Origin of the sequence: Chryseobacterium taiwanense, from assembly GCF_000813825.1 — a bacterium.
GTDB lineage: Bacteria > Bacteroidota > Bacteroidia > Flavobacteriales > Weeksellaceae > Chryseobacterium > Chryseobacterium taiwanense.
Genome location: NZ_JWTA01000005.1, coordinates 290,493 through 310,859, shown reverse-complemented (window position 1 = coordinate 310,859; position 20,367 = coordinate 290,493). Strand labels below are relative to the sequence as shown.

General features: G+C 34.0%; 14 protein-coding genes and 2 tRNA genes. 5 read left to right on the top strand and 11 right to left on the bottom strand.

Annotated features, from left to right (window positions below; all coding sequences use genetic code 11):
• Positions 1 to 328 precede the first annotated feature (328 nt).
• Entirely contained in the window at positions 329 to 1,336 is a 1,008-nt protein-coding gene (locus tag RM51_RS07985; protein ID WP_039367244.1) for an o-succinylbenzoate synthase, read from the bottom strand.
• On the bottom strand, positions 1,336 to 2,352 hold the full coding sequence (gene fbp / locus RM51_RS07980; RefSeq protein ID WP_039367242.1) for a class 1 fructose-bisphosphatase: 1,017 nt from the start codon (positions 2,350 to 2,352) through the stop codon (positions 1,336 to 1,338). The genes RM51_RS07985 and fbp overlap by 1 nt, the downstream gene beginning before the upstream one ends.
• A 314-nt stretch (positions 2,353 to 2,666) precedes the next feature.
• On the opposite strand from fbp, the gene RM51_RS07975 reads away from it, so the two are divergent.
• The 3 genes from RM51_RS07975 (at position 2,667) to RM51_RS07965 (ending at position 5,951) form a co-directional block, all read left to right on the top strand.
• A complete protein-coding gene (locus RM51_RS07975; protein ID WP_039367240.1) occupies positions 2,667 to 3,905 on the top strand; it encodes an aspartate kinase in 1,239 nt (412 codons plus the stop codon).
• A 22-nt stretch (positions 3,906 to 3,927) separates the two neighbouring features.
• A complete protein-coding gene (locus tag RM51_RS07970) occupies positions 3,928 to 5,769 on the top strand; it encodes a lysophospholipid acyltransferase family protein (protein ID WP_039367238.1) in 1,842 nt (613 codons plus the stop codon).
• A 109-nt stretch (positions 5,770 to 5,878) separates the two neighbouring features.
• Positions 5,879 to 5,951, top strand: a tRNA-Phe gene (locus RM51_RS07965).
• Between the two features lie 55 nt (positions 5,952 to 6,006).
• Here RM51_RS07965 and RM51_RS07960 read toward each other — a convergent pair.
• The 9 genes from RM51_RS07960 to tssD form a co-directional block, all read right to left on the bottom strand.
• Positions 6,007 to 7,176 carry a hypothetical protein gene (locus RM51_RS07960; RefSeq protein ID WP_039367236.1) on the bottom strand — a complete coding sequence of 390 codons (1,170 nt, stop codon included), beginning with the start codon at positions 7,174 to 7,176 and terminating at the stop codon, positions 6,007 to 6,009.
• Positions 7,177 to 7,226: 50 nt separating this feature from the next.
• A complete protein-coding gene (locus tag RM51_RS19625) occupies positions 7,227 to 8,516 on the bottom strand; it encodes a hypothetical protein (RefSeq protein ID WP_039367234.1) in 1,290 nt (429 codons plus the stop codon).
• A 15-nt stretch (positions 8,517 to 8,531) separates the two neighbouring features.
• Complete coding sequence (locus RM51_RS19065; RefSeq protein WP_052248435.1) at positions 8,532 to 12,722, bottom strand: TIGR02594 family protein; 4,191 nt, start codon at positions 12,720 to 12,722, stop codon at positions 8,532 to 8,534.
• A 16-nt stretch (positions 12,723 to 12,738) separates the two neighbouring features.
• Positions 12,739 to 13,533: a hypothetical protein gene (locus tag RM51_RS07945; protein ID WP_039367233.1), complete on the bottom strand. Its 795-nt coding sequence runs from the start codon at positions 13,531 to 13,533 to the stop codon at positions 12,739 to 12,741.
• Between the two features lie 308 nt (positions 13,534 to 13,841).
• The gene (locus tag RM51_RS07935; RefSeq protein ID WP_039367231.1) at positions 13,842 to 14,303 is read right to left on the bottom strand and encodes a hypothetical protein; all 462 of its coding nucleotides are present in this window, start codon (positions 14,301 to 14,303) and stop codon (positions 13,842 to 13,844) included.
• A 58-nt stretch (positions 14,304 to 14,361) separates the two neighbouring features.
• Positions 14,362 to 14,802: a hypothetical protein gene (locus tag RM51_RS07930; protein WP_039367230.1), complete on the bottom strand. Its 441-nt coding sequence runs from the start codon at positions 14,800 to 14,802 to the stop codon at positions 14,362 to 14,364.
• A 6-nt stretch (positions 14,803 to 14,808) separates the two neighbouring features.
• Positions 14,809 to 16,116, bottom strand: a complete 1,308-nt coding sequence (locus RM51_RS07925; RefSeq protein ID WP_039367229.1) for a hypothetical protein — start codon at positions 16,114 to 16,116, stop codon at positions 14,809 to 14,811.
• A 1-nt stretch (position 16,117) separates the two neighbouring features.
• The gene (locus tag RM51_RS07920; RefSeq protein ID WP_039367228.1) at positions 16,118 to 17,998 is read right to left on the bottom strand and encodes a type VI secretion system Vgr family protein; all 1,881 of its coding nucleotides are present in this window, start codon (positions 17,996 to 17,998) and stop codon (positions 16,118 to 16,120) included.
• Between the two features lie 179 nt (positions 17,999 to 18,177).
• Complete coding sequence (gene tssD, locus RM51_RS07915; protein ID WP_039367225.1) at positions 18,178 to 18,582, bottom strand: type VI secretion system tube protein TssD; 405 nt, start codon at positions 18,580 to 18,582, stop codon at positions 18,178 to 18,180.
• 432 nt (positions 18,583 to 19,014) lie between these two features.
• Between tssD and RM51_RS07910 the strand changes: the two genes are divergently transcribed.
• Together RM51_RS07910 and RM51_RS07905 are read left to right on the top strand one after the other, a co-directional pair.
• A tRNA-Phe gene (locus tag RM51_RS07910) sits at positions 19,015 to 19,087 on the top strand.
• A gap of 98 nt (positions 19,088 to 19,185) precedes the next feature.
• Entirely contained in the window at positions 19,186 to 20,361 is a 1,176-nt protein-coding gene (locus tag RM51_RS07905) for a thioredoxin family protein (RefSeq protein ID WP_039367222.1), read from the top strand.
• Positions 20,362 to 20,367 lie beyond the last annotated feature (6 nt).

The following is a 20,367-nucleotide window of genomic DNA, read 5'->3' as shown; positions in this document are numbered from 1 at the left end:
GCTTTAAGATGTCGGATAATACGACAATTTGCAAATTTAAGAAAATTTAAGGGGTAAAAAAATAGATTGTCTTTACATAAATCTTAAAAAATTCACCAATTTGTTATTTTTCTTTGAATATCCGATAAAAAAGAGCAAATAATTGTTAAAGTAAAGATTTTTAATCTTAATTTTGCAGTCACAACAGCACTAAACTAGTGTAGTATAATTTTTTTTAAAAATATCACTATACCATGAAAAAATTAAAATCTAAATTCTCTGACCTCATTGATTACATCAAAAAAGTTATTTTTGTAGAAAATGTTGTTTGAGATGTATGATCATTTCATCATTTACCTTTAAAATAGAGTTCTTCACCTTTTAGATCAAGATCCGATTCAAAGTTGTTGACAAATAAAGCTCCGGTTCCTAATCCTTGAGGCATCGGATTTTTTTTTGTAAAAGTGTACTGTGCAATCGCGTTCAGACCGATATTACTTTCCAAAGCAGAGGTAATCCACCAACCGATATTTTGATCTTCAGCAAGGGAAATCCATTCATCACTGCCAGCAAAACCACCAACTAATGCCGGTTTCAAAATAATATATTGTGGTTGTATCGTTTTCAGTAATTCTTTCTTTTGACTGAAATCAATAACTCCAATTAATTCTTCATCCAAAGCAATCGGAGTTGGTGCTTGAGCACATAACTCTGCCATATCACTCCAATTCCCCGCTTTTATGGGCTGTTCTATAGAATGAATATCCAAATCGGCTAATTGCTGTAAAACAATCTTTGCATCTCCTTTTGTAAAACCTCCATTAGCATCTACACGAAGCTCCAATATTTCTTTTGAAAATTTCTGTCTTAGTTTTTTAAGAACTTCATGCTCCGATTTCCAGTCTACTCCTATTTTTAGTTTAATGCAATGAAAGCCTTTTTCCAGCTTATCCTGAATCTGTTCTTCCATGTAGTGAACATCTCCCATCCAAATCAAACCATTGATGATTATGGGAGTTTTTCCATTGGTAAATTCGCTTGGAAAATAGAGGTGTTCTCCATATTTCAGATTAGAAACAGCCTGTTCATACCCAAACCAGATAGAAGGAAATTCTTTTAGCTCTCCTTGTAAGAAATCAGAATTCTGATCAATGTTTTCACAAAGCCATTGCAATTTTTCTTCATACTCCGGTTGATCATCGAAACTTAATCCTCTGAAAATTGCACACTCTCCTATTCCCGTTTTCCCGTTTTCCGAAACTTTAAGAATAAAAGTCTCTTTTTCATGCAAAACGCCTCGAGATGTTCCACTCGGGCGTTTGAATTCTAATAAATATCTTGAATATTCTGCTGTCATTATTTTACGCTATCAATTCGCATAAATTCTTCTGCTTTTTCTACCATATCTACACTTCCACAGAAGAAAGGAATTCTCTGGTGAAGTTCTGTCGGCTCAATTTCTAGAATTCTTCTGAAACCGTCTGTTGCTTTTCCACCCGCTTGTTCAGCTAAGAAAGCCATAGGATTACATTCATATAGCAATCTCAATTTTCCGTTTGGAGCTTGTGAATAAGAAGGATAAATATAAATTCCGCCTTTCAGCATATTTCTATGGAAATCCGCTACCAATGAACCAATATATCTTGAAGTATAAGGTCTGTCACCTTCTTCCATCTGACAATATTTAAGGTAATTTTTTACTCCTTGAGGGAACTTAATATAGTTTCCTTCGTTAATAGAGTAAATTTTACCTGTTTTTGGGAACTGCATATTTGGATGAGAAAGATAATAAGTTCCTAAAGATGGATCAAGCGTAAATCCGTTCACTCCATTTCCTGTTGTATACACAATCATCGTTGAAGAACCATAGATCACATACCCTGCTGCAATCTGGTTGACTCCTTTTTGTAAAAAGTCTTCCAACTGAACCGGAGTTCCAGGCTCCGTAACTCTTCTGTAAATTGAGAAAATAGTTCCTACGGAAACGTTTACATCAATATTTGAAGAACCATCCAGAGGGTCAATTAATACTACATATTTACTTAAATGACCATTTTCACTACATTTAATATCGATGAAATCATCATTTTCCTCAGAAGCAATTCCACAAACAACCTCTCTCTGAGACAAAGCTGTAATAAAAATTTCATTGGCAATCACATCCAGTTTTTGCTGTTCTTCGCCCTGAACATTTTGGTTTCCGGCAGCACCTGCAATGTCTACAATTCCTGCTTTGTTTACTTCTCTGTTTACAACTTTTGAAGCTAATCTTATTGCGCTTAAAAGACGAGAAAATTCCCCTGTAGAATACTGAAAATCATCTTGTCTGTTAATAAGAAACTCCCCTAAAGTTTGTAATGGTTGCTCTGACATATTTTTCTTTTTACGTTTTCTCCAAATTTCGTAAAATTTATCGCAATTAAAAAAAATTATCAATAAAAGACCTTACCATCTGTTTATCAAAACAATACAAGCTTAATTTACCTCCACATCAAAGCCTTATCATAAAAAAGATTTCCCTTTTTCTTGAAGCAATCTGAATAATTTCACTTAATTCTTCATTTTAATAAAATCTTAAGCCTATAGAATAGCTAGGCTATTTCATATCTCGCCGTAAATGTATAATTTTGTCACCCGTAAAAAACTCTCATAAATTTTTATCTAACAATTTTATTATTAACAATTTAATGAAAATTTTCAAGTTTGGTGGAGCATCAGTAAAAGATGCCGAAAGTGTAAAAAATGTCTCTATGGTATTACAAAGCCAGGGATTCGCTAAATGTTTGCTGGTAATTTCAGCAATGGGCAAGACAACTAACGAATTGGAAAAAGTTGTAGAACTTTATTTCAAGAAAGATAACTACCAAACTGAAATTGAAAAGATAAAACGAAAACATATTGAGATTGCAGAAGGATTATTTCCTGAAAATCATGCAGTTTTTGCAGAAATCAACTTATTTTTTGATGATATTGATTCTTTTTTAAGAAGAAATAAATCTCCGAACTACAACTTCGTATATGACCAAGTAGTAAGCTGCGGTGAAATGATCTCTACAAAAATTGTAAGTGAATATTTAAATGAGATTCAGTTTACCAACCAATGGCTGGATGCAAGAGATTATGTAAAAACAGATAATTCTTACAGAGAAGGGGTTGTAAACTGGACCAATACTGAAGAACTAATTGCTCGTTTGAATAATGAGAGCTGTTATGTTACGCAAGGTTTCATCGGTTCAGATGAAAACAACTTTACGGTAACATTAGGAAGAGAAGGTTCAGATTACTCTGCCGCGATCTTTGCTTATTGTTTGGATGCAGAAGCAATGACGATCTGGAAAGACGTTCCCGGAGTAATGACGGGTGACCCAAGAAAATTCCAAGATGTTACTTTGCTTTCAAATATCTCTTATGAAGAGGCAATCGAAATGGCCTATTACGGAGCAAGTGTTATTCACCCGAAAACATTGCAGCCACTTCAGCAAAAAAACATTCCTTTTTATGTAAAATCTTTCGTAGATCCTACCAAAGAAGGTACAAAAGTGGGAGCTTCCGACAAAAACCAAAACGAAGAATCATATATTTTAAAAGAAAATCAGACTCTATTAAAAATCTCAACAAGAGACTTCTCCTTTATTGCAGAAGACCATATGAGTTTAATTTTCGGATATTTATCTAAATATAAAATTAAAGTTTCTTTGATGCAGAATTCTGCTATTTCATTAGCGCTATGCTTGGAAGACAAGTTTAATACTATTGATGAGCTTAATAATGAACTGCAAAAAGTATTTGAAACAGAAGTTGTAAAAGATGTATCTTTATTTACCGTAAGAAATGCGAAGATGGAGAACATTGATAAATTTTACCAAGAAAAAAGTGTATTATTGGAGCAAATTTCGAAGAATACACTTCAGATGGTAACAAAGTAACACAAATTGCAACGAAACACACATGAGTTTAATATCGAAAAACGATTTGATTAAAGCTTCCGGCTTGAGTAAAATGGGATTCCTAAAGAATCCTATTGCAGCTGCTGTAATGAGCATTGCAAAAATAAATGAAGTTAACAAATTATACGATAAACTAAAAGACAAGGAAGATAAAGACTTTTTCGACTCATTTGTAAGAGAAAGAAACCTAAGCTATATTGCTTTTGAAGAAGATTTGGCAAAGATTCCGAAGACGGGACCATTTATTTTGGTTTCCAATCATCCGCTGGGTGCGATTGACGGAATTTTAATGTGTAAAATCTTATCAGAAGTCCGTCCGGATTTCAAGGTGATGGGGAATTTCCTTTTGGAAAAAATCAAACCTATGGAACCTTATGTGATTTCTGTAAATCCTTTTGAAAACAGAAAAGACGCCTACAGCAGTTCATCCGGAATGCGCGAAACCTTGAAGCATTTACAAAACGGAGGCTGTATAGGTATTTTCCCGGCAGGAGAAGTTTCTAATAAAAACAATCCTTACGGAGAAATTTTAGATAAAGAATGGGAAAAACCGGCATTAAAGCTGATCAGAATGGCAAAAGTTCCGGTCGTTCCTATGTATTTCCATGCGAAAAACAGCCGTATGTTTTATCAGGTGGCAAAACTTCATCCGAATTTACAAACATTGATGCTTCCTGCAGAAATGATGACCGACAGGGAAAAACCTATCAGAATCAGAATAGGAAGACCTATCACCGTAAAGGCGATGGATGACATGGAGACCATTGAAGAATTGGGTGAATTCCTGAAACGTAAGGTCTATATGATGAAATCTTACTATGAAAAAAGGAAATCTTTAGCCCAAAGCATTAATCTTCAAAATCTATATGTTAAATTCCCTTTACTTAAAGAGGAAAACATCGTCCAGAACATTATCGACGAAACTCCGAAAGAAGATATCCTTAAAGACATCAATAAACTGAAAGGCACCGATAAAATGTTTTTCAGCAACGGAAACTACGAAGTATACTTTACGACCTATGAAGAAATCCCATCAATCATGAGGGAAATTGGGCGTCAGAGAGAGCTTACCTTCCGTGCAGTAGGTGAAGGAAGCAATCTTCCTTTCGACTTGGATGAATATGATAAACATTATCATCATCTTTTCCTTTGGGATAGTGCTGAGGAAAAACTGGTTGGAGCTTACCGAATGGCTTTAGGTAAAGACGTCATGAAGAAATTTGGAATTAAAGGCTTCTATACCAGTTCTTTGTTTGAATTTGAGCAGGACATTCACCCTTTCTTCAAAAAAGTGATTGAAATGGGTCGAGCTTATATCTGTCAGGAATATCAGCAAAAACCACTTCCACTCTTCCTTCTATGGAGAGGAATTGTACACGTTTGCTTAAGAAATCCTGACCATAAGTTTTTAATGGGAGGAGTAAGCATTTCCAATAAATTTTCAGAATTTTCAAAATCTCTGATGATTGAGTTCATGCGTTCTAATTACTACGATTCCGCTGTAGCTCAATATATCACTCCAAGAAATGAATATAAAGTAAAGCTTAGAGACCGAGATAAAAATCTTTTCTTTGATGAAATGGAATCTGATTTAAATAAATTAGATAAAATTATTGATGATCTGGAGCCGGAACTAAGACTTCCTGTTTTAATAAAAAAATACATCAAACAAAACGCAAAAGTAATTGCTTTCAATGTTGACCCAAACTTTAATGATGCGATCGACGGATTGATGTATATCAGAATAAGCGATCTTCCTGAAAACACGATAAAGCCTGTATTGGAGGAAATGAGCGAGCAGATAAGAAAAGAACAAGAAAATAATTCAGCTGAGAATCAATAGGTTTTTAAGTTTTGTTAAAAAAAGTACGATTAATACTTGCTTTGTATACCAAAACTTACTACTTTTGCATCACTTTAAAACAACGAAGTAAGTCAAACAAAAATATAATGGTTTCTTAGCTCAGTTGGTAGAGCAATGGATTGAAAATCCATGTGTCCCTGGTTCGATTCCTGGAGAAACCACTTTAAAACCTCTAATTTATTTAGAGGTTTTTTTGTTTTTATAGGGAAAGATAATTTATTCAGAAGAATGCTCAATAATCCCTTGTACTCTCATTACACTTTCTTTTAAGTCAGAAAGACCATAATAATTATTCTTTTGAAATACGGAGATTATATTTTTATCTTTTACTACACTGTTATAAAGCACGCTTTCAGCATTCCATACAGCATTCCCTGAATTAATACCCGCAAAATTCAAATAAAAAGGATCAACGGTATTTCCTATGTAAGCAAGAATTTTATATTTTTCATCTGCAGTAAAACTATTATTATCTTTCAAGGCATATCCAAAATTCTCTAAAGCCGTTAAAAACCTATTTTCATCTGATTTTGTATGCTCTTTTATATATTTTAATAACTCGGTTCTTATTTCTAATTTTCCATTGCAGTTTCTAGTAAAAATAACACCACCAATCGCAGCAGAAGTCTGATAATTTTTCAAATAATCATTCATAACAAGATCATTAAACTTAGGTTCTTGTGTATATCCGAATTTAGTAACCAGCATTTTAATAAAAAAAGTATCTTGAGTAATTAACCATGTTACATACGTTTTATTGTCATTGAATAAATACATATTTCTGGCAACGATCGTCTTAATATTTTGCTTTCTGATCTCCTTTAAATCTGTTATATCTTTCCAATAATATATTTTCACATCTGGTAGATGATTATTATTTTGGGCATCTTTTTCATATTCGGATAATTCAGAATTTTTAGTATAATCTAGTATTTCAGGGATACTATATAGATCTGAAATGAATAATCCTTTTTTAAAAATGTATATACTGTATGGATCAGCATCTATGCTATTCGAATTTTTAAAAAGTTTAAGGTCTTTCAAACATTTATTATCAAAATTGATATGCAAATACTTGGTTTCTGATTTAGGATCAATTATCCTTTTGAAAACCGTGTTAATTTTATTAATAAATTCTTCTTGAGCTGGCTTTTTATATCCGTTATCCTCCAATTCTTTTGATATAATAGATTCAGTCGCCTCCAAATCTTTTAATGTAAACTTATATGTTGGATAATCCGTTTCGTTTTTCTCTCCACTTACACCAGATGATAGTTGTGATTTAAGAACGGAAAGAAAAAGACTTTCTATATTGAATGTTACATTTTGTGAATACAAGTCATTCAATATTAATATTGTTAAGGAAATTATAATCTTTTTTATCATTGTTGTGTTTTAAAATAAAAGCACGGTTAAATTATACCGTGCTTCAAATATTATTTTTTAGGATGTTTCTTTCTCCATTCCGTTATATTCATGGGTTGATTATCCGGACCACATGTTCCGTTGTATTCACATTCTTCAACGAAATATTCATCATAATCTGCATTATCCCACCATTCTTTAAATTTAGGAAGTCCAAAATAATTATTTTTCTGCAAAATATCTCTGGAACTATCTCCCAAAAAGAACCGCAATCTCCCCATCATTCTTGTCCCATCCTTATAAGATGAATCGTATTTATACTGTTCCGCAAAATAAACCAGATTAGCCATTATTTTTACTTTATCAGTTTCTGTCAAAGTTTTTGATTCAGCATTCTCGTTATTCTCCAAATACTCTAAATATTCTTTAATATTATTAAGAATAAATCTGTTTTCAGACGAATCATTAGGAAGATAAAGTTTTTGCAGCTCTTTAAAGGTATTAACATGAAGTCTTATACCTTCATTACAATCTTTTATCCAGAAAAGTTTACCATAATCAGACGGATCTTTTTTATTAAACTTCGTTCTTTCGACAACCCATTTCAATAAATCAGCATCCTGCGTATATCCAAAGGTTTTCACTAAACTTTCCATAAAATACGGATCATTAAGGACAAGCCATTTGTATTGGGCTTTATTATCATTGAATAGATACAGGTTTCTGGCAATTAGTGTTTGTATATTCTTTTTTTTCTGTTCTTTAAGATTGGAAACATCTTTCCACAAGTATTTTTTGACTTCATTACCGCTCGCATCTTTATAGTTTTTAGAAGCAGTATTTTCTTCCTGAGCTGTTTCAGCATACGTTTTTTGATACTCAATAATAGTTGGAAGAGGATATAGATCAGTAATAAAATTCTGATTTTTCACAACGAATACACCGTTATTTTCAGCATTATTCGGAACATAATTCAATGCTCTGTCACACTTATCAATAAAGTTAACATAAAGAAATTTATTCGATGATTTCTGATCAATAATTCTGCTAAATATCTGCTTTATTTTGGTATTAAATTCTTCATTACTGATCACTTTATATCCATTATCCAATAGTAATTGGTTTAGTATTGGAATTGTCACTTCCAGATCTTTCTCAGAATACTGGTACGGGTTATCAAAAGAAGGTTTTCCGTATTCCAACTGTTTTTTTAGCATAGTATTAACGTCTTGATTAAATTGCAAGCCCGCTGAACTTTCCTTAACAACAATTGTGTTACTGTTATTATCAGCTTTTTTATCTTGGCAGGACACCAAAACTGAAGAAATAAAAAGCAGGCTAACTAAAATTTTATATTTCATCTTTTTCTTTTTGTTTTAAAGTTCCGATCCTTTTGCTCCAGGATTCCCTTTATATTCAGGTAAATTATAATCTGCATCAGTAATTTCATAATTGTTTGGAACTATATATGCAAAATAGTCAGAAATATCATAAGATACACAATATAATTTTTGCGACTGATTTCCTCCTAATATCACAACTTTATTCCCTTTCTTACCGGCAACAAAACCAACATGCCCTCCTCCTGACCTGGTTTTCACAGCAATTGCACCATACACTGGCTTCTTCAAATCTTTTCCTTCAGCCCATGTTGCCCATTTTAGTGCTCTTACAGCATCGTATCCTTTATCAGTAGTAACTCCTTCATATCCGTAATGTTTCATGATCCAATTAACAAATGCTGCACACCATGCTATATCTTCTTCATTTTTTGTACCATTTTTCATTTGACTTTCATAAGGCGTTCCGTCAAAAAACTTCTGAATTTCTTTATTACTCCCTGTTTCAACGAGATTTTTAGCTTCTTCTTTCCAAACCAACTCCATCCATGGGGCTCTTCCTTCAAGATTTGGCATAGCTACAGCTTCTCCATCACAGACTTTTTTATCGTATTTAAACCATGTTTTTAATTTCTCCAAAGCCTTTTTACGTCCTTCCCACCCTATAGGTGGTTTTTCTAATCTATCGGCAGGAGCATACCCATTCAAAATTTTCCCCTGTAAGAAAAAATATTTCTCCTCTTCTTCTTCCATCAAAATTCCAAGCTCCGTAAGACTTTTTCCTAATCCTTTACTAAAGTAAGTCCGCTTCCAAGCAAGGGTTTCAGTAAGTTCTTTAGAATAAGTCTTTTTAGGATTAAGCTCCCATGAAGGAACTTTTTTGAAATTAAAAATCCAGCCTCCTACATCTACCGCATTGTGAAGATCTTTAGAAATAAGATCTGCATTATCATCAAGGAATTTATTCTCATTAGCATACTTGTCTTTCCCATAGTTTTTATAAGGACCCGGGCTATTATAGTACCCTGTTCCGTCATCAATTCCGGTAATCTGAAGTATACCTCTTCCTTTATAAGTACTTTGACTAGACAAGTATTTACTTTTTTCTTCTTTACTCTGCACAAAAAAACCTGTTTCTTCAGATACATTTGCAAGGAATGATATTTTCTGCATACAACGATTAATTCCATTGCTGGCAAACATAGCATTTACCTCAGCTGTTAAGCTTTTAATAGTTTTATCTGTAATATCACAACTTTCTTTTATTCCCTTCCAAATTTCAGTACCTCCAGTCATTGCTTTAATGAGGTCTTCCATTTCTTTTTCAGTAAAACCGCGATTACAATAACAGGATTTCTGCTTTCTTACCTCTGCCATCTCCACAATTACAGGCGTTACATCATTATCAATAGTTTCGGGTGTTTCTTTCTGAGAAACCTTTAGACATCCATTTTCATAGAAAATAAACTGTTTACGCAATTCCAGCATCTCCTGCTGAGTAAATGCTGTTCCATCTTTCTTCTTTGCATGAATTCCCAGCTTTTCCATATCCTCTGTCCGTACCAGATCTGCAGGAAGTGTACTATTGATTGTAAACTGGCTTTTTTCTATTTTCCAGACTTTCTTTTTGGGATCAGCAGGATCCTGAACCTGTCGGGAAACCTGTGCTATATAATAATCAAAGTTTTTTGGCGGATTTTTCCATTCTTCCTTGGGGGTGAAGGAAACTTCTAGTAATCCGTCTTTTCCTGTTTTTTCTTCGTTATAGCTTTGTTTACTTTCGTGGGTATAAGTGATATGATCATTTTCATTCATTCCTTCTTTAGGAATTTCTTTCAGTACATTTATTTTAAGCGTTTCTTCCGTCATATTAACGGTATGTACCCAAAGCTTATGAGTCTTTCCATAGAAGGTCTGCATACGCTGGATATCTTTACCATCTTCCGTAGAAAACATGATAGAAACAATTTTCTGTTCTGAAGTGATTACCAGTTCTTCATTAGAATCCAACACCTCAAGATAAGTTGTGGTTCCATCTATAACGACAGGACGCGTTCCCTGAATGGAAATAGCAGATGGGAGGACAACCTCTGTAGATGAGCCCGCCTGAAGTTCCACGGTAAATATTAATCGGTAAGAAGGATTAGGACTCTCTGTCGTTTTAGGAATGGCTGCCTCGATCTTTTTCTTATAATCATCATTAGTAGTGATCATAAAGGAAGCTTTTCCTTCATTATTAAGAGTCACACTTTTCTCCTCCAGCATGTATTGTTCTTTCTCTTTGTAGAAATCATCCCCTTCTCCTTTTACCCAGACCTTCACTTTCAATGCCTGATTCTGGAGACCATCGATTTCCAGGAATCCGTATGTTTCTTCTGCGAATCCTGTTTCGGTACGTTTTACACCGGTTCCATACGCCCAGAGTGCTCTTTTTACAGAGGGTTCAGATACTTTTATTTTAGCTTCAATCTTTTTGCTATCGGTATAATCACCCGTCAGATAAGCTGAAATGGTATATTCACCCAGTTCATTAAAGGTAAGGGTTCCATCTCCGTTATCAGTAACATTTTGGGGTACTTCCACTTTTACAGCTTCATTTCCGGCAAGAGTGGCAATTCTTGCGGTGGCGGTATATTTTACTTTTGTTCCTTTAGGAATATTTGCTGCGGAAAGGGTAAATTTATCTACAACATTTTTAATGACTTCAAAATTAAAACAGTCGGATCCTGAAAATGCAGGCTGCTTACTACTTCCCAATGGATTAGCATAAGCTTCCAGTGTATATTTACCAAAATATTGACTGTTATCAAGATGAGCGTCATTATAGAGCAGTTCCGAAACTTTTTTATTGATGGACCCAGTTTTAAGTGATGATGAACTCTCAAATGCAGTAAGTCTTCCTATCCCTTCTTTTTTCAGATACCAATGTACAGAAGTTCCCGAAGGCATATAGTTCACATTGAATTTGGAAGCTTTCACTTTCAATACATCACTAAACCTCAGCAGACCGGCATCTCCTGTAACCCCCATAACTCCTAAAGAGTTTTCTATTTTAACTTGTACAGATTCTGGTTTTGGATCTGTAGGGTCTGTAAATGCTTCTACAGTATAGGTTCCGGCGTTCTTAAAAGTTAACAATACTTTTCCGGCTACATTGCTCACACCAACAAGATGAGAGGCTGAAGTCCCTGTAGAGCTGTTATATAATACTGTTGTTCCCTGTTTTACCTTCCATTGAGCTGTATTCACAATGGGATTGAAAACATTCCTGTTCAAGATTCTTAATTGATCTGCGCTTGTATTCAGCTTCAGCTCTACAGACAGGGGAAAAGGAATATTAACCAACGTAGAAGTACCGGGAGCCACAATTTTTTTAACAAAGTCTTTGACAACTTCTATGATTATCGAACAATTATTATCACCCGGTTTCTTTCCATAGGCTTCGATGCGGTATTTTCCTTCTTCAAGACCACTGAATATCTTACTCATTGATTGATTGAAGACACTTCCCAAGCCTATGAAGGTTTTAATCTTATCTTTCGTGCCATCGCCTTTAAAAAGTGCCCAGATAATTTTTGTACTGTCTCCTTTGAATTGTGCAGTAAGAGAAAGATTGTCTATCGCTATAGGATTCATAAATGAGTTAAAAATCCCTCCCGTCATCTGAATATAGTAATACGTTCCTGACGGCTTGGCTACAGAGATTGGCAATGTCATAGAAACTGAAGCTACAGATGTTGTAGAAGCAGATGCAGATGACGTAGACCATTGTGGTGATGTATTTGCTACTGAAAATTCATCCGCTTCCTTCACATCAATCTGCGAAACATTATTAGCCTGCCCGGTTGTTGCAAAAGCAACGGTTCCCGGAACTCCGTATCCGGGACAGTTTCCTGTGGAAACATCCAGCAGGATTTTCATGCTTCTATTGAACTCTACATTTTCATAGTAATCTTTGTACCTGATATTGCATTTGCCTTTACAGGGATATGTTTTTCCATCGGATCCTTTACAATTTCCAAAGCCGTTTCCGCCACCGAAGCTTTCTGCTTTATCATCCAGATAAGTGGCTACAGGTTTACTCTGAGCAAAATATTTGTTCTTGCCCAATTTTTTTTTCTGGCTTTTCACTTCCATTGGAACCGCAGTTCCATTAGAATTGTTGGTTACGGAACTGCTGCAATACGCAGTGGCCCCTTCTATAATGATATATCCTTTATCCGCCATGTCATTTATTCTAAGATTAAATCATTGTAATCGTTTCCCGGTATACCGTTTTCTCTCCGTCTGATAATATAAAGTCTGCTTTCTTTGTGGAATACTGTTTTTTCCGGGAGTTGTATTCCATCTTTATATTTAATCTCACCTGATATTCTCCCGTTTGATATGGGTATTTTTTTTCTAATTCTTCTTTTATGGCTTCAGGAGCTTTTATTTCTGATGTAAAAAAGGCGTCAAAACCATAATCTCTTTGTTCGGCACTGATCACTCCTGTACATTCTACATCGCCTATTCCTTTGATATTCCATACAATGGATTCGTTAGTTTTTTTTCCGTCGTCTACGTAATGAGGGGCAAACAACAGGAGATTCCAAAAAGGTTCTTTCAGCTTATTTTTATAAAAAACGGCTTCATCTTCAAATGCCGTCAGATATTGGTTTCTGAAAACATCAACATTCTCGTACTTTTCCTGAAGCCCCTCTGTTTTCTGTTTCCAGTCTTCTATATTTTTCTGATGACCTACAGCTTCTAAAAAATTTCCTTTTTCATCAACTTTTATTTGTAATGGATAAGAACTTTGCTCCAACACATACAGGATTTCCATAAATTTATTTTCAGACGGAAAAGAAGAATCTTCCAACTTGTCTATCAGCCAGTTTTTGGTCTGGTCTTCATTTATTTCTTCCTGTAATGCAATTTTATAGGACGAATAAAACCCTTTAGATTCTCCAAACTGTATTTCAAGAGCATTTTCCACCTGATAATTATGGATTCCTGATGTATATTTCTGAAAAGGTTTTACTCTGGTTTCTACCATATTGTTTTTTATTACTGATTATTTTACTCTCTAAAACTTCAAAATAATCTTCCTGTCAATCCTCAATTTCACAGGTTCTTTTCTTAAAAATCAAAATACCTATAACCACCAGAAAAATCATAATCAAAATAGAATATACTATCGTTGAAAAAAATTCTCTATCATATTTTTCCGGATCATGAACTCCATCTCCAGTAAGCGAATCATTTGTTAAAAAGGAATAAATAAAATACGCTCGTACTAGAAAAAGAAGCTCAAGAAATATTATAACTCCAATGGCTATTTTTGATCTTTTATTTATTATCATATCACTTGTTAATAATCTGAAGGATCAACCATGAAAAAATAAAAACCATTATACTATTTAAGATATATAATGCAGAAGAATTAACTACAACATCATTATAACAGCCTACTTTATACACTTTATCATCAAGAGCAATACCTTTTATCAAATTCTTTATAAAGTCTATCTCTAGTAAATCATAGTTAATCCAAGCAAAAATTAATGGCAAAACAAATAAAACTACAATAGAGAAAATAGTTTTTTTGCCTTTAGGAAGCTCACCTGTTACTCCATAGTATAAATAAAAAAATAAAACCGCAAGAACAATCGGAACTATAAATATCATATTAGAAAACTCCCTCGAAGGTGTTGAAGCACACGGATCTATAACTTCATAAGAATTTTCAAATACAAATTCTAAAAATAAAAACCAAAGAACTGAATATATAAAAAGGCCAATCCATTTATTTTTAATCAAGCTCATACATTATAAAGGTTTAAATGTTTTCATATCATCAGAACTTGGAGCAGCTTCTATATTCTTAAAATTCAGGTTTATTAACTTCTTTTCTTAAGTATTGAAATGACATCCCAGTAGGATTATAAAGTTTACAGCAGAAAACAATTTTATATTTGTAAAATCTTGAATCTAGTTTTAACCTATTAATCTCCCTTACTATATTTTTAGATTTCCCATATATTGAATCTTCTTTTATTTCACAAAATTCTTTACTGTACAGATACAAAGTATAGGTAACCGTATCCTTCTTTTTCATTTCTCTTTCAAAAGCTGGTGTACGTTCTATTTCCTGTAAATGGTATTCCTTTTTAATTCTTTCCATTAACTTTTCGTCTCCTAGGCTTTCAATTCTGGGTGGATTTGAAAAATAAGTTAACCAGAAAACGGCAAAGAATTTAATTCCAAAATATAATAGGGTACAAATTATTCCCATACCCAACAACCACTTTAGTGTCTTATTCATAATTTGTTATGATTTTTCGTATTCATTTTTTGAATGCTCATGATAAGTTTCTTTATTCTTATAAATTTTTATAAATTGCTTATTATGCTTCATTCCACTACTCTTATAAATATTTACTTTTAACGGTATTGAGGTCGCTGGACCTAAACCATCTGAAGGCATACGCTGATATACGGTTTCGGTACGGCTAAAAGTTAAAGTTATGACTTCAAGATCTTCAAACCAATCCCATACATATCCTTCTAATTTAGTATTAGCATGGCCATATTGATCATGCCCTGGATTTTGCATTAAGCCGGCAGCCTTTACACCTCCAATATAATCTCTGTCATTAAGATTTTTATACATTAAAACAGGATCCCAGCTTATATCGAGCTGGTATGTTTTATCCGGATAATTTGCAGAAAAACCTGAATTATCCGCAGGAGACAAATGCACTACTTTCTCAACATTAAGTTTTTTTTCTTTTAAAACGCTAATCACACCTTCTGCAAATGCTCCACCCATACTATGAGAAACCACCATTATTCTTCGGGAATCTTCAAAAATTGCTTTATAGAATTTGGATTGCTTATTATCGAATCTGGAAACAGCGAAATCTTTACCATTAGCATATCTTTTATTTCCACTACTAAAAGCAGTATCTGCTCCATTTAAAAAAAACACTTCCGAATCACTTCCAAAATATTGAATAGCTTTTGCTCTTAAGCTAGTCCCCCAATAGCCAGCTAATGATTTCCCATCAGAGAATCCCAATGCATCTTTTTGCAACCAACTTACATTCCAGTATCCATTAACAAAAATAATAATCGGAGGTAAAATTTTAAAAGAAACTTCTGCTTTTACCTGTTCATCCGGAGCTTTAAAAAAAGCATATACTTTTAGTTTGGTCAGTTTCCGTTCCTTAGGAACCGTATAAGAAATTTTTTCCTCCCCTGTTACCTGAGATGCATTAGCCAAAGGAGTGTCATCATATTGAATCGCCCATTTCAAATTTTTAAGCTCAGATTTAGAAGGAGTTCTACTGTATTGAGTTGCTTTAAAATAATATTTAACTCCTTTTTTTATTATTTTAACTTCTTTGGTACACGTAAAATCTTCGTAACATTTTACCTGCTTTACTAGTAATGGCTGCGTTTCTTTTTTACCTTGATATTCATCAAATTTCTTCCCTCCTTGTTTTCCGTAAAAGGTATTTTCCTGTGGAGATTTAAAATCCAATGTACCATTGGAGGCATCTTTCATGATGCCTTCAGCCTCTTTGTAAGACTTTCCAAAGACATTGCGTACGATATTTCCGCCTTCCCCTGCCATATTATTGCATTTTTACCTGTTTACCACTATTGATAAGGACTTCCTTGGCACTTTCTACATTGATGGCGTCTTTTGTACTGATATAAGAGCCGGATTCCATATTTTCTGTAATATTTTTTGCTCTGGAGCTTCTTCCTGTTTCAGCAGTTTCGATAATATTACTTGCCGTAAGATTGTAATCGTCATTGGCTGTTTCCGTGATATCTTCTCCGGCCATAATATTGACATTTCTTTGCGCAGAGGCAATGATATTTTTTCCGGCATTAATCTGTACATTTTCTCCTGCAGTGAAAGTTATATTTTTAGGAGCGTTAACAGTAATATTTCCTTTGCCATCCATGAGATAGGTATTTCCGCTCGGATCTTCAATAAAAATACTTCCTTCCTGATCATTAAAGATTACTTTATTCCCGCTTCTGGTCTGTATAGATTTAATATGATTGTTGATACTTCCTCCTAAAGCGACCTGCCCATGAAACATTCCTCCCATTGCGAAAGGAAAATCAGGATGATGGTATTCAAAGCCGACCATTACTTGATCGCCGACTTCCGGAACTGCTACAAAACCTCTGTTTTGGGTGATCATATCTGTTCCCCCTGCATCTGGACTCATCATTCTGATAAAATGAGTAGTATCCGGATTTTTCTGCCAATCAAACTGCACCTGGACTCGCCCTTGATTAAGAGGGTCTGTATTGGAAATAACAGTCGCAACCTGTGGCTCTGCTTTAGGTTGTACAAAATCAGGCTTGGGCATAAAGCCGGTTCCGTCTGCAATAGCTTCAAAATTCCCGGTATAATCTCCTCTTTCTTTCACTTCATGAAAAACTTCTGTAATCGTAATTTTTGTAAAATAAGAGGTTTGATTGCTGTCCGGCTTTCTCATTTCAATATCAGCAAGACAGCCGGGATATAAAAACGGAACAGTAGTGTTCCCTGAAACTGTGAAAACTTCTACTGCAGCACTTCCTGCAGCACTTTTCTGCGAATCATCCACATCCACGAACATATTAGCATTGATAGGCGCCGGAGAAAGCGAACGCGTTTTAAAAATACTGTTATTAAGTTCATAAGCCTCGGAAGGAATTCCTCCTACATGCTTAATATTGTTTTCAGCACCCTCCATTTTGGTATGGCTACTGCTGTTGTATCCAAAGAATTCAGGATTGGTATGTACGGCATTCAATTCTACCTGAACATCAGTGGCATTGCTTCCGTATACAAGGCGGATAGGTTTTTCAGAAGGGGGAAGTTTTCCAAAATGAAGAACTTCACCATCATAATAAAACTGTTCTCCGTAGGCTTCAGCAGTTCTAGCAAGGTAATTGTAATGGGTTTCATTATACTGCGAACTGTAATTGATATAGCTTTTATTCTGATTTTCTACCCTGAAATCAAATTTTCCGGATCCGAATGCATCTTTGATTATTTTATTGGCAATAATACCTGTATTGACTGCCTGATCTCCTCCAAAACTCTGAGTATGAGGAGCCGCATCCATAAGAATAGTGGGACTTTGCCCTTTAAGCACAATATTTCCAAGACTCATTTGTTCCTGACTGAAAGCTACTTTGGTAATAACACCAATAAAATTTCTTTCGGGACTTGCGTTTTCATAGTCTTTATATTTAAAAACGATAGTGATACGTTTTCCTAAAAACTGACGTGCCTGCTCTAAGGTATGATTTTGAGTTTCTCCCAAAGAGTCATGAGCTAAAATAAGCTCAAAATTGTGATGCCGTCTTACACTTTGTTGCAGACGGAAACGCTTGAAGTGTTTGATAATTTTACCTTCAATCACAATATCCAATTTCACCACACGGTTGATTCCCGGAATATGATTTTCAGAAATCTTATCGGAATTTGAAATATTTTTATTCATAATGATGTAGAGTGTTTTTTTAGTTTTTAATTTCTTAAAAATAAATCATCACTTTAAGGCAAAACGCCCTTCCTGCGCATAATCTGTTAGAACAGTTTGGCAAAGCAGGTAATGGAAACAAAACCAATCCTCTTAAAACAGAAATACAATTCTATTTTATATTTAAATTTAATCAGTATTTAGGAAGGCCATGCTCCATCGTAAGAAGAATTGCCTAAATCAATCTGTTCTGCACTTACAATAAAAGTGATGTACATGCTGTTATTATCTACAGCATCGAAATCCACTTCATGTTGAATCACATATCCATTATTCCATTTCAAAGTGGTCAAAGTTCCCTCTTCGTGAGATTTATTGAACGTAATTTCACCTACGGTAGGCTTATACTTCCCATTCAGAAAGCTTTCCAAAATGTCCGATTTTTCTGTGGCTTCTACAGTTATTTTGATAAGAGCATTAGATGGATCCGATGACACACGTCCTGATACGTCCGTAGATCTGGACACTGTATAATTTAATTTTAAGACTTTTTGACCTTCACCATTGTTAAATTTTAAAATTCCCCTTGAATTTTTCTCTGCCATGATTTATAAATTATGATTGGTTGTTTTTCTATATCACCAAATATAGATGTAATTATAGATAAAAATGAAATTTTCCATTGAATTTTAAAAAGTGTCGTAATTCTACTACTAACAATCATCAGGCAAACAAATATTACCAATCAAGTACTTAATAAAGATAGTTTCAAAAGTTTTATGCTTAAAAGAGAAAATTAACAGTATTGCGACAACTTATTTTAATGTCAATCCATTATAACAATTCTGGTTGAAAACCCAGGTAAGAATAAAAATATGCAGAAAAAAAGTAAGTCCATAAAAGAAACTGAACATCAGCAAATTGAAATAAAAAAAAGTTTACTAATATATTTTTTTAAATAAAATTCTTTCCAAAACTTGCATGGTATTACAAAATGTTATACTTTTGCACCACTTCAAAAAAGAAGTAAACCCAATGGTTTCTTAGCTCAGTTGGTAGAGCAATGGATTGAAAATCCATGTGTCCCTGGTTCGATTCCTGGAGAAACCACTTAAAACCATCTCGATTGAGATGGTTTTTTTTGTTTTCAGCACAATTTACATTCATTTAAAATAAGTATCTTCGCTTTTTTAAATTTCTAATTGAAAATGAAAAGTATCGTTTCCGGGTTATTCATATTAATTTCTCTTTTCACCTTCGCTCAGGATGGAATTCAATTTCAGGATATTCCTTTTAAAGATTTAGTGGCAAAAGCAAAAAAAGAAAAAAAATTGGTTTTCATAGATGCTTACGCTTCTTGGTGTGGCCCTTGTAAAATGATGGAAAAAAATACTTTTGTTAAAAAATCCGTTGGTGATTTTTTCAACAAAAATTTCGTCAATGCCCGAATTGACATGGAAAAGGGAGAAGGAAGAGAAATTGCTGCAAAATTCGGAGTTCGCTCATACCCTACTTATCTTTTCTTAAATGGTGAAGGAGAATTGGTTTCTCAAAACTATGGCTATATGGAAGAAGGAATGTTTTTGCTTATGGCACAAGACGTCAATTCACCCAAAAATGCTAAAGGATCTTTAAAGGAACGATTTGCCAAAGGAGAAAAAGATCCGGAATTTCTAATCAACATTATCAAACTCAATTCAACTTCTGATTTTGAATTTGCTAAAAAAGCTTCCGAAAGATATTTTGAAAATAAAAATAAGACAGAAGAGTTCTCCAAAGATGAAATTGGATATTTATTGTACTTTTTAAAATCTACAGAAGATCCTAATTATAAAACTTTTGTTTCAAGAAAGTCAGAAATCATTAAGTTCTTACCGGAAAATTCATATTCGGATTTCGATCATCAGCTAATCTTGTCCAAAGTTGTAGCACAATCCATTGATGAGAAAAATAAAAAGATCAATGAGGACTATTTCATTAAAACCGCTGAACCTTTAGTGGGTAAAGAAGAGGCACAAATAAAGTTAAATCAAACCAAACTGGCTTATTACGAACAAAACGCCAACTTCCCTGAATACGAAAAGACAGCTTTAGAGTACTATAAAAAAACAGATTCATTTGAACCGAATGAACTTTTAAAAGCAGCTTGGATTTTTTCGGAACATATAAAAAACACCTCATCTCTAAAAAAAGCAGCTGAATGGGCAGAACAATCTGTAATGCGTGGTGAGACTTCTGAAAATACCTATATTCTAGCTAAAATTTATTTCTTAACCGGAAACAAAGAAATAGCTAAGAACTTTGCTGAAATGTCCAGAAATATTGCTGTTCAAAATAATAAAGACGCCAGTCTTGCAGAAGAATTACTAAAACAAATCAAATAGTAGAGC

Bases quoted from the DNA above. Each gene is read 5' to 3' on its own strand.
- RM51_RS07985 (WP_039367244.1), bottom strand. From the start codon at position 1,336: ATGACAGCAGAATATTCAAGATATTTATTAGAATTCAAACGCCCGAGT.
- fbp (WP_039367242.1), bottom strand. From the start codon at position 2,352: ATGTCAGAGCAACCATTACAAACTTTAGGGGAGTTTCTTATTAACAGA.
- RM51_RS07975 (WP_039367240.1), top strand. From the start codon at position 2,667: ATGAAAATTTTCAAGTTTGGTGGAGCATCAGTAAAAGATGCCGAAAGT.
- RM51_RS07970 (WP_039367238.1), top strand. From the start codon at position 3,928: ATGAGTTTAATATCGAAAAACGATTTGATTAAAGCTTCCGGCTTGAGT.
- RM51_RS07960 (WP_039367236.1), bottom strand. From the start codon at position 7,176: ATGATAAAAAAGATTATAATTTCCTTAACAATATTAATATTGAATGAC.
- RM51_RS19625 (WP_039367234.1), bottom strand. From the start codon at position 8,516: ATGAAATATAAAATTTTAGTTAGCCTGCTTTTTATTTCTTCAGTTTTG.
- RM51_RS19065 (WP_052248435.1), bottom strand. From the start codon at position 12,722: ATGGCGGATAAAGGATATATCATTATAGAAGGGGCCACTGCGTATTGC.
- RM51_RS07945 (WP_039367233.1), bottom strand. From the start codon at position 13,533: ATGGTAGAAACCAGAGTAAAACCTTTTCAGAAATATACATCAGGAATC.
- RM51_RS07935 (WP_039367231.1), bottom strand. From the start codon at position 14,303: ATGAGCTTGATTAAAAATAAATGGATTGGCCTTTTTATATATTCAGTT.
- RM51_RS07930 (WP_039367230.1), bottom strand. From the start codon at position 14,802: ATGAATAAGACACTAAAGTGGTTGTTGGGTATGGGAATAATTTGTACC.
- RM51_RS07925 (WP_039367229.1), bottom strand. From the start codon at position 16,116: ATGGCAGGGGAAGGCGGAAATATCGTACGCAATGTCTTTGGAAAGTCT.
- RM51_RS07920 (WP_039367228.1), bottom strand. From the start codon at position 17,998: ATGAATAAAAATATTTCAAATTCCGATAAGATTTCTGAAAATCATATT.
- tssD (WP_039367225.1), bottom strand. From the start codon at position 18,582: ATGGCAGAGAAAAATTCAAGGGGAATTTTAAAATTTAACAATGGTGAA.
- RM51_RS07905 (WP_039367222.1), top strand. From the start codon at position 19,186: ATGAAAAGTATCGTTTCCGGGTTATTCATATTAATTTCTCTTTTCACC.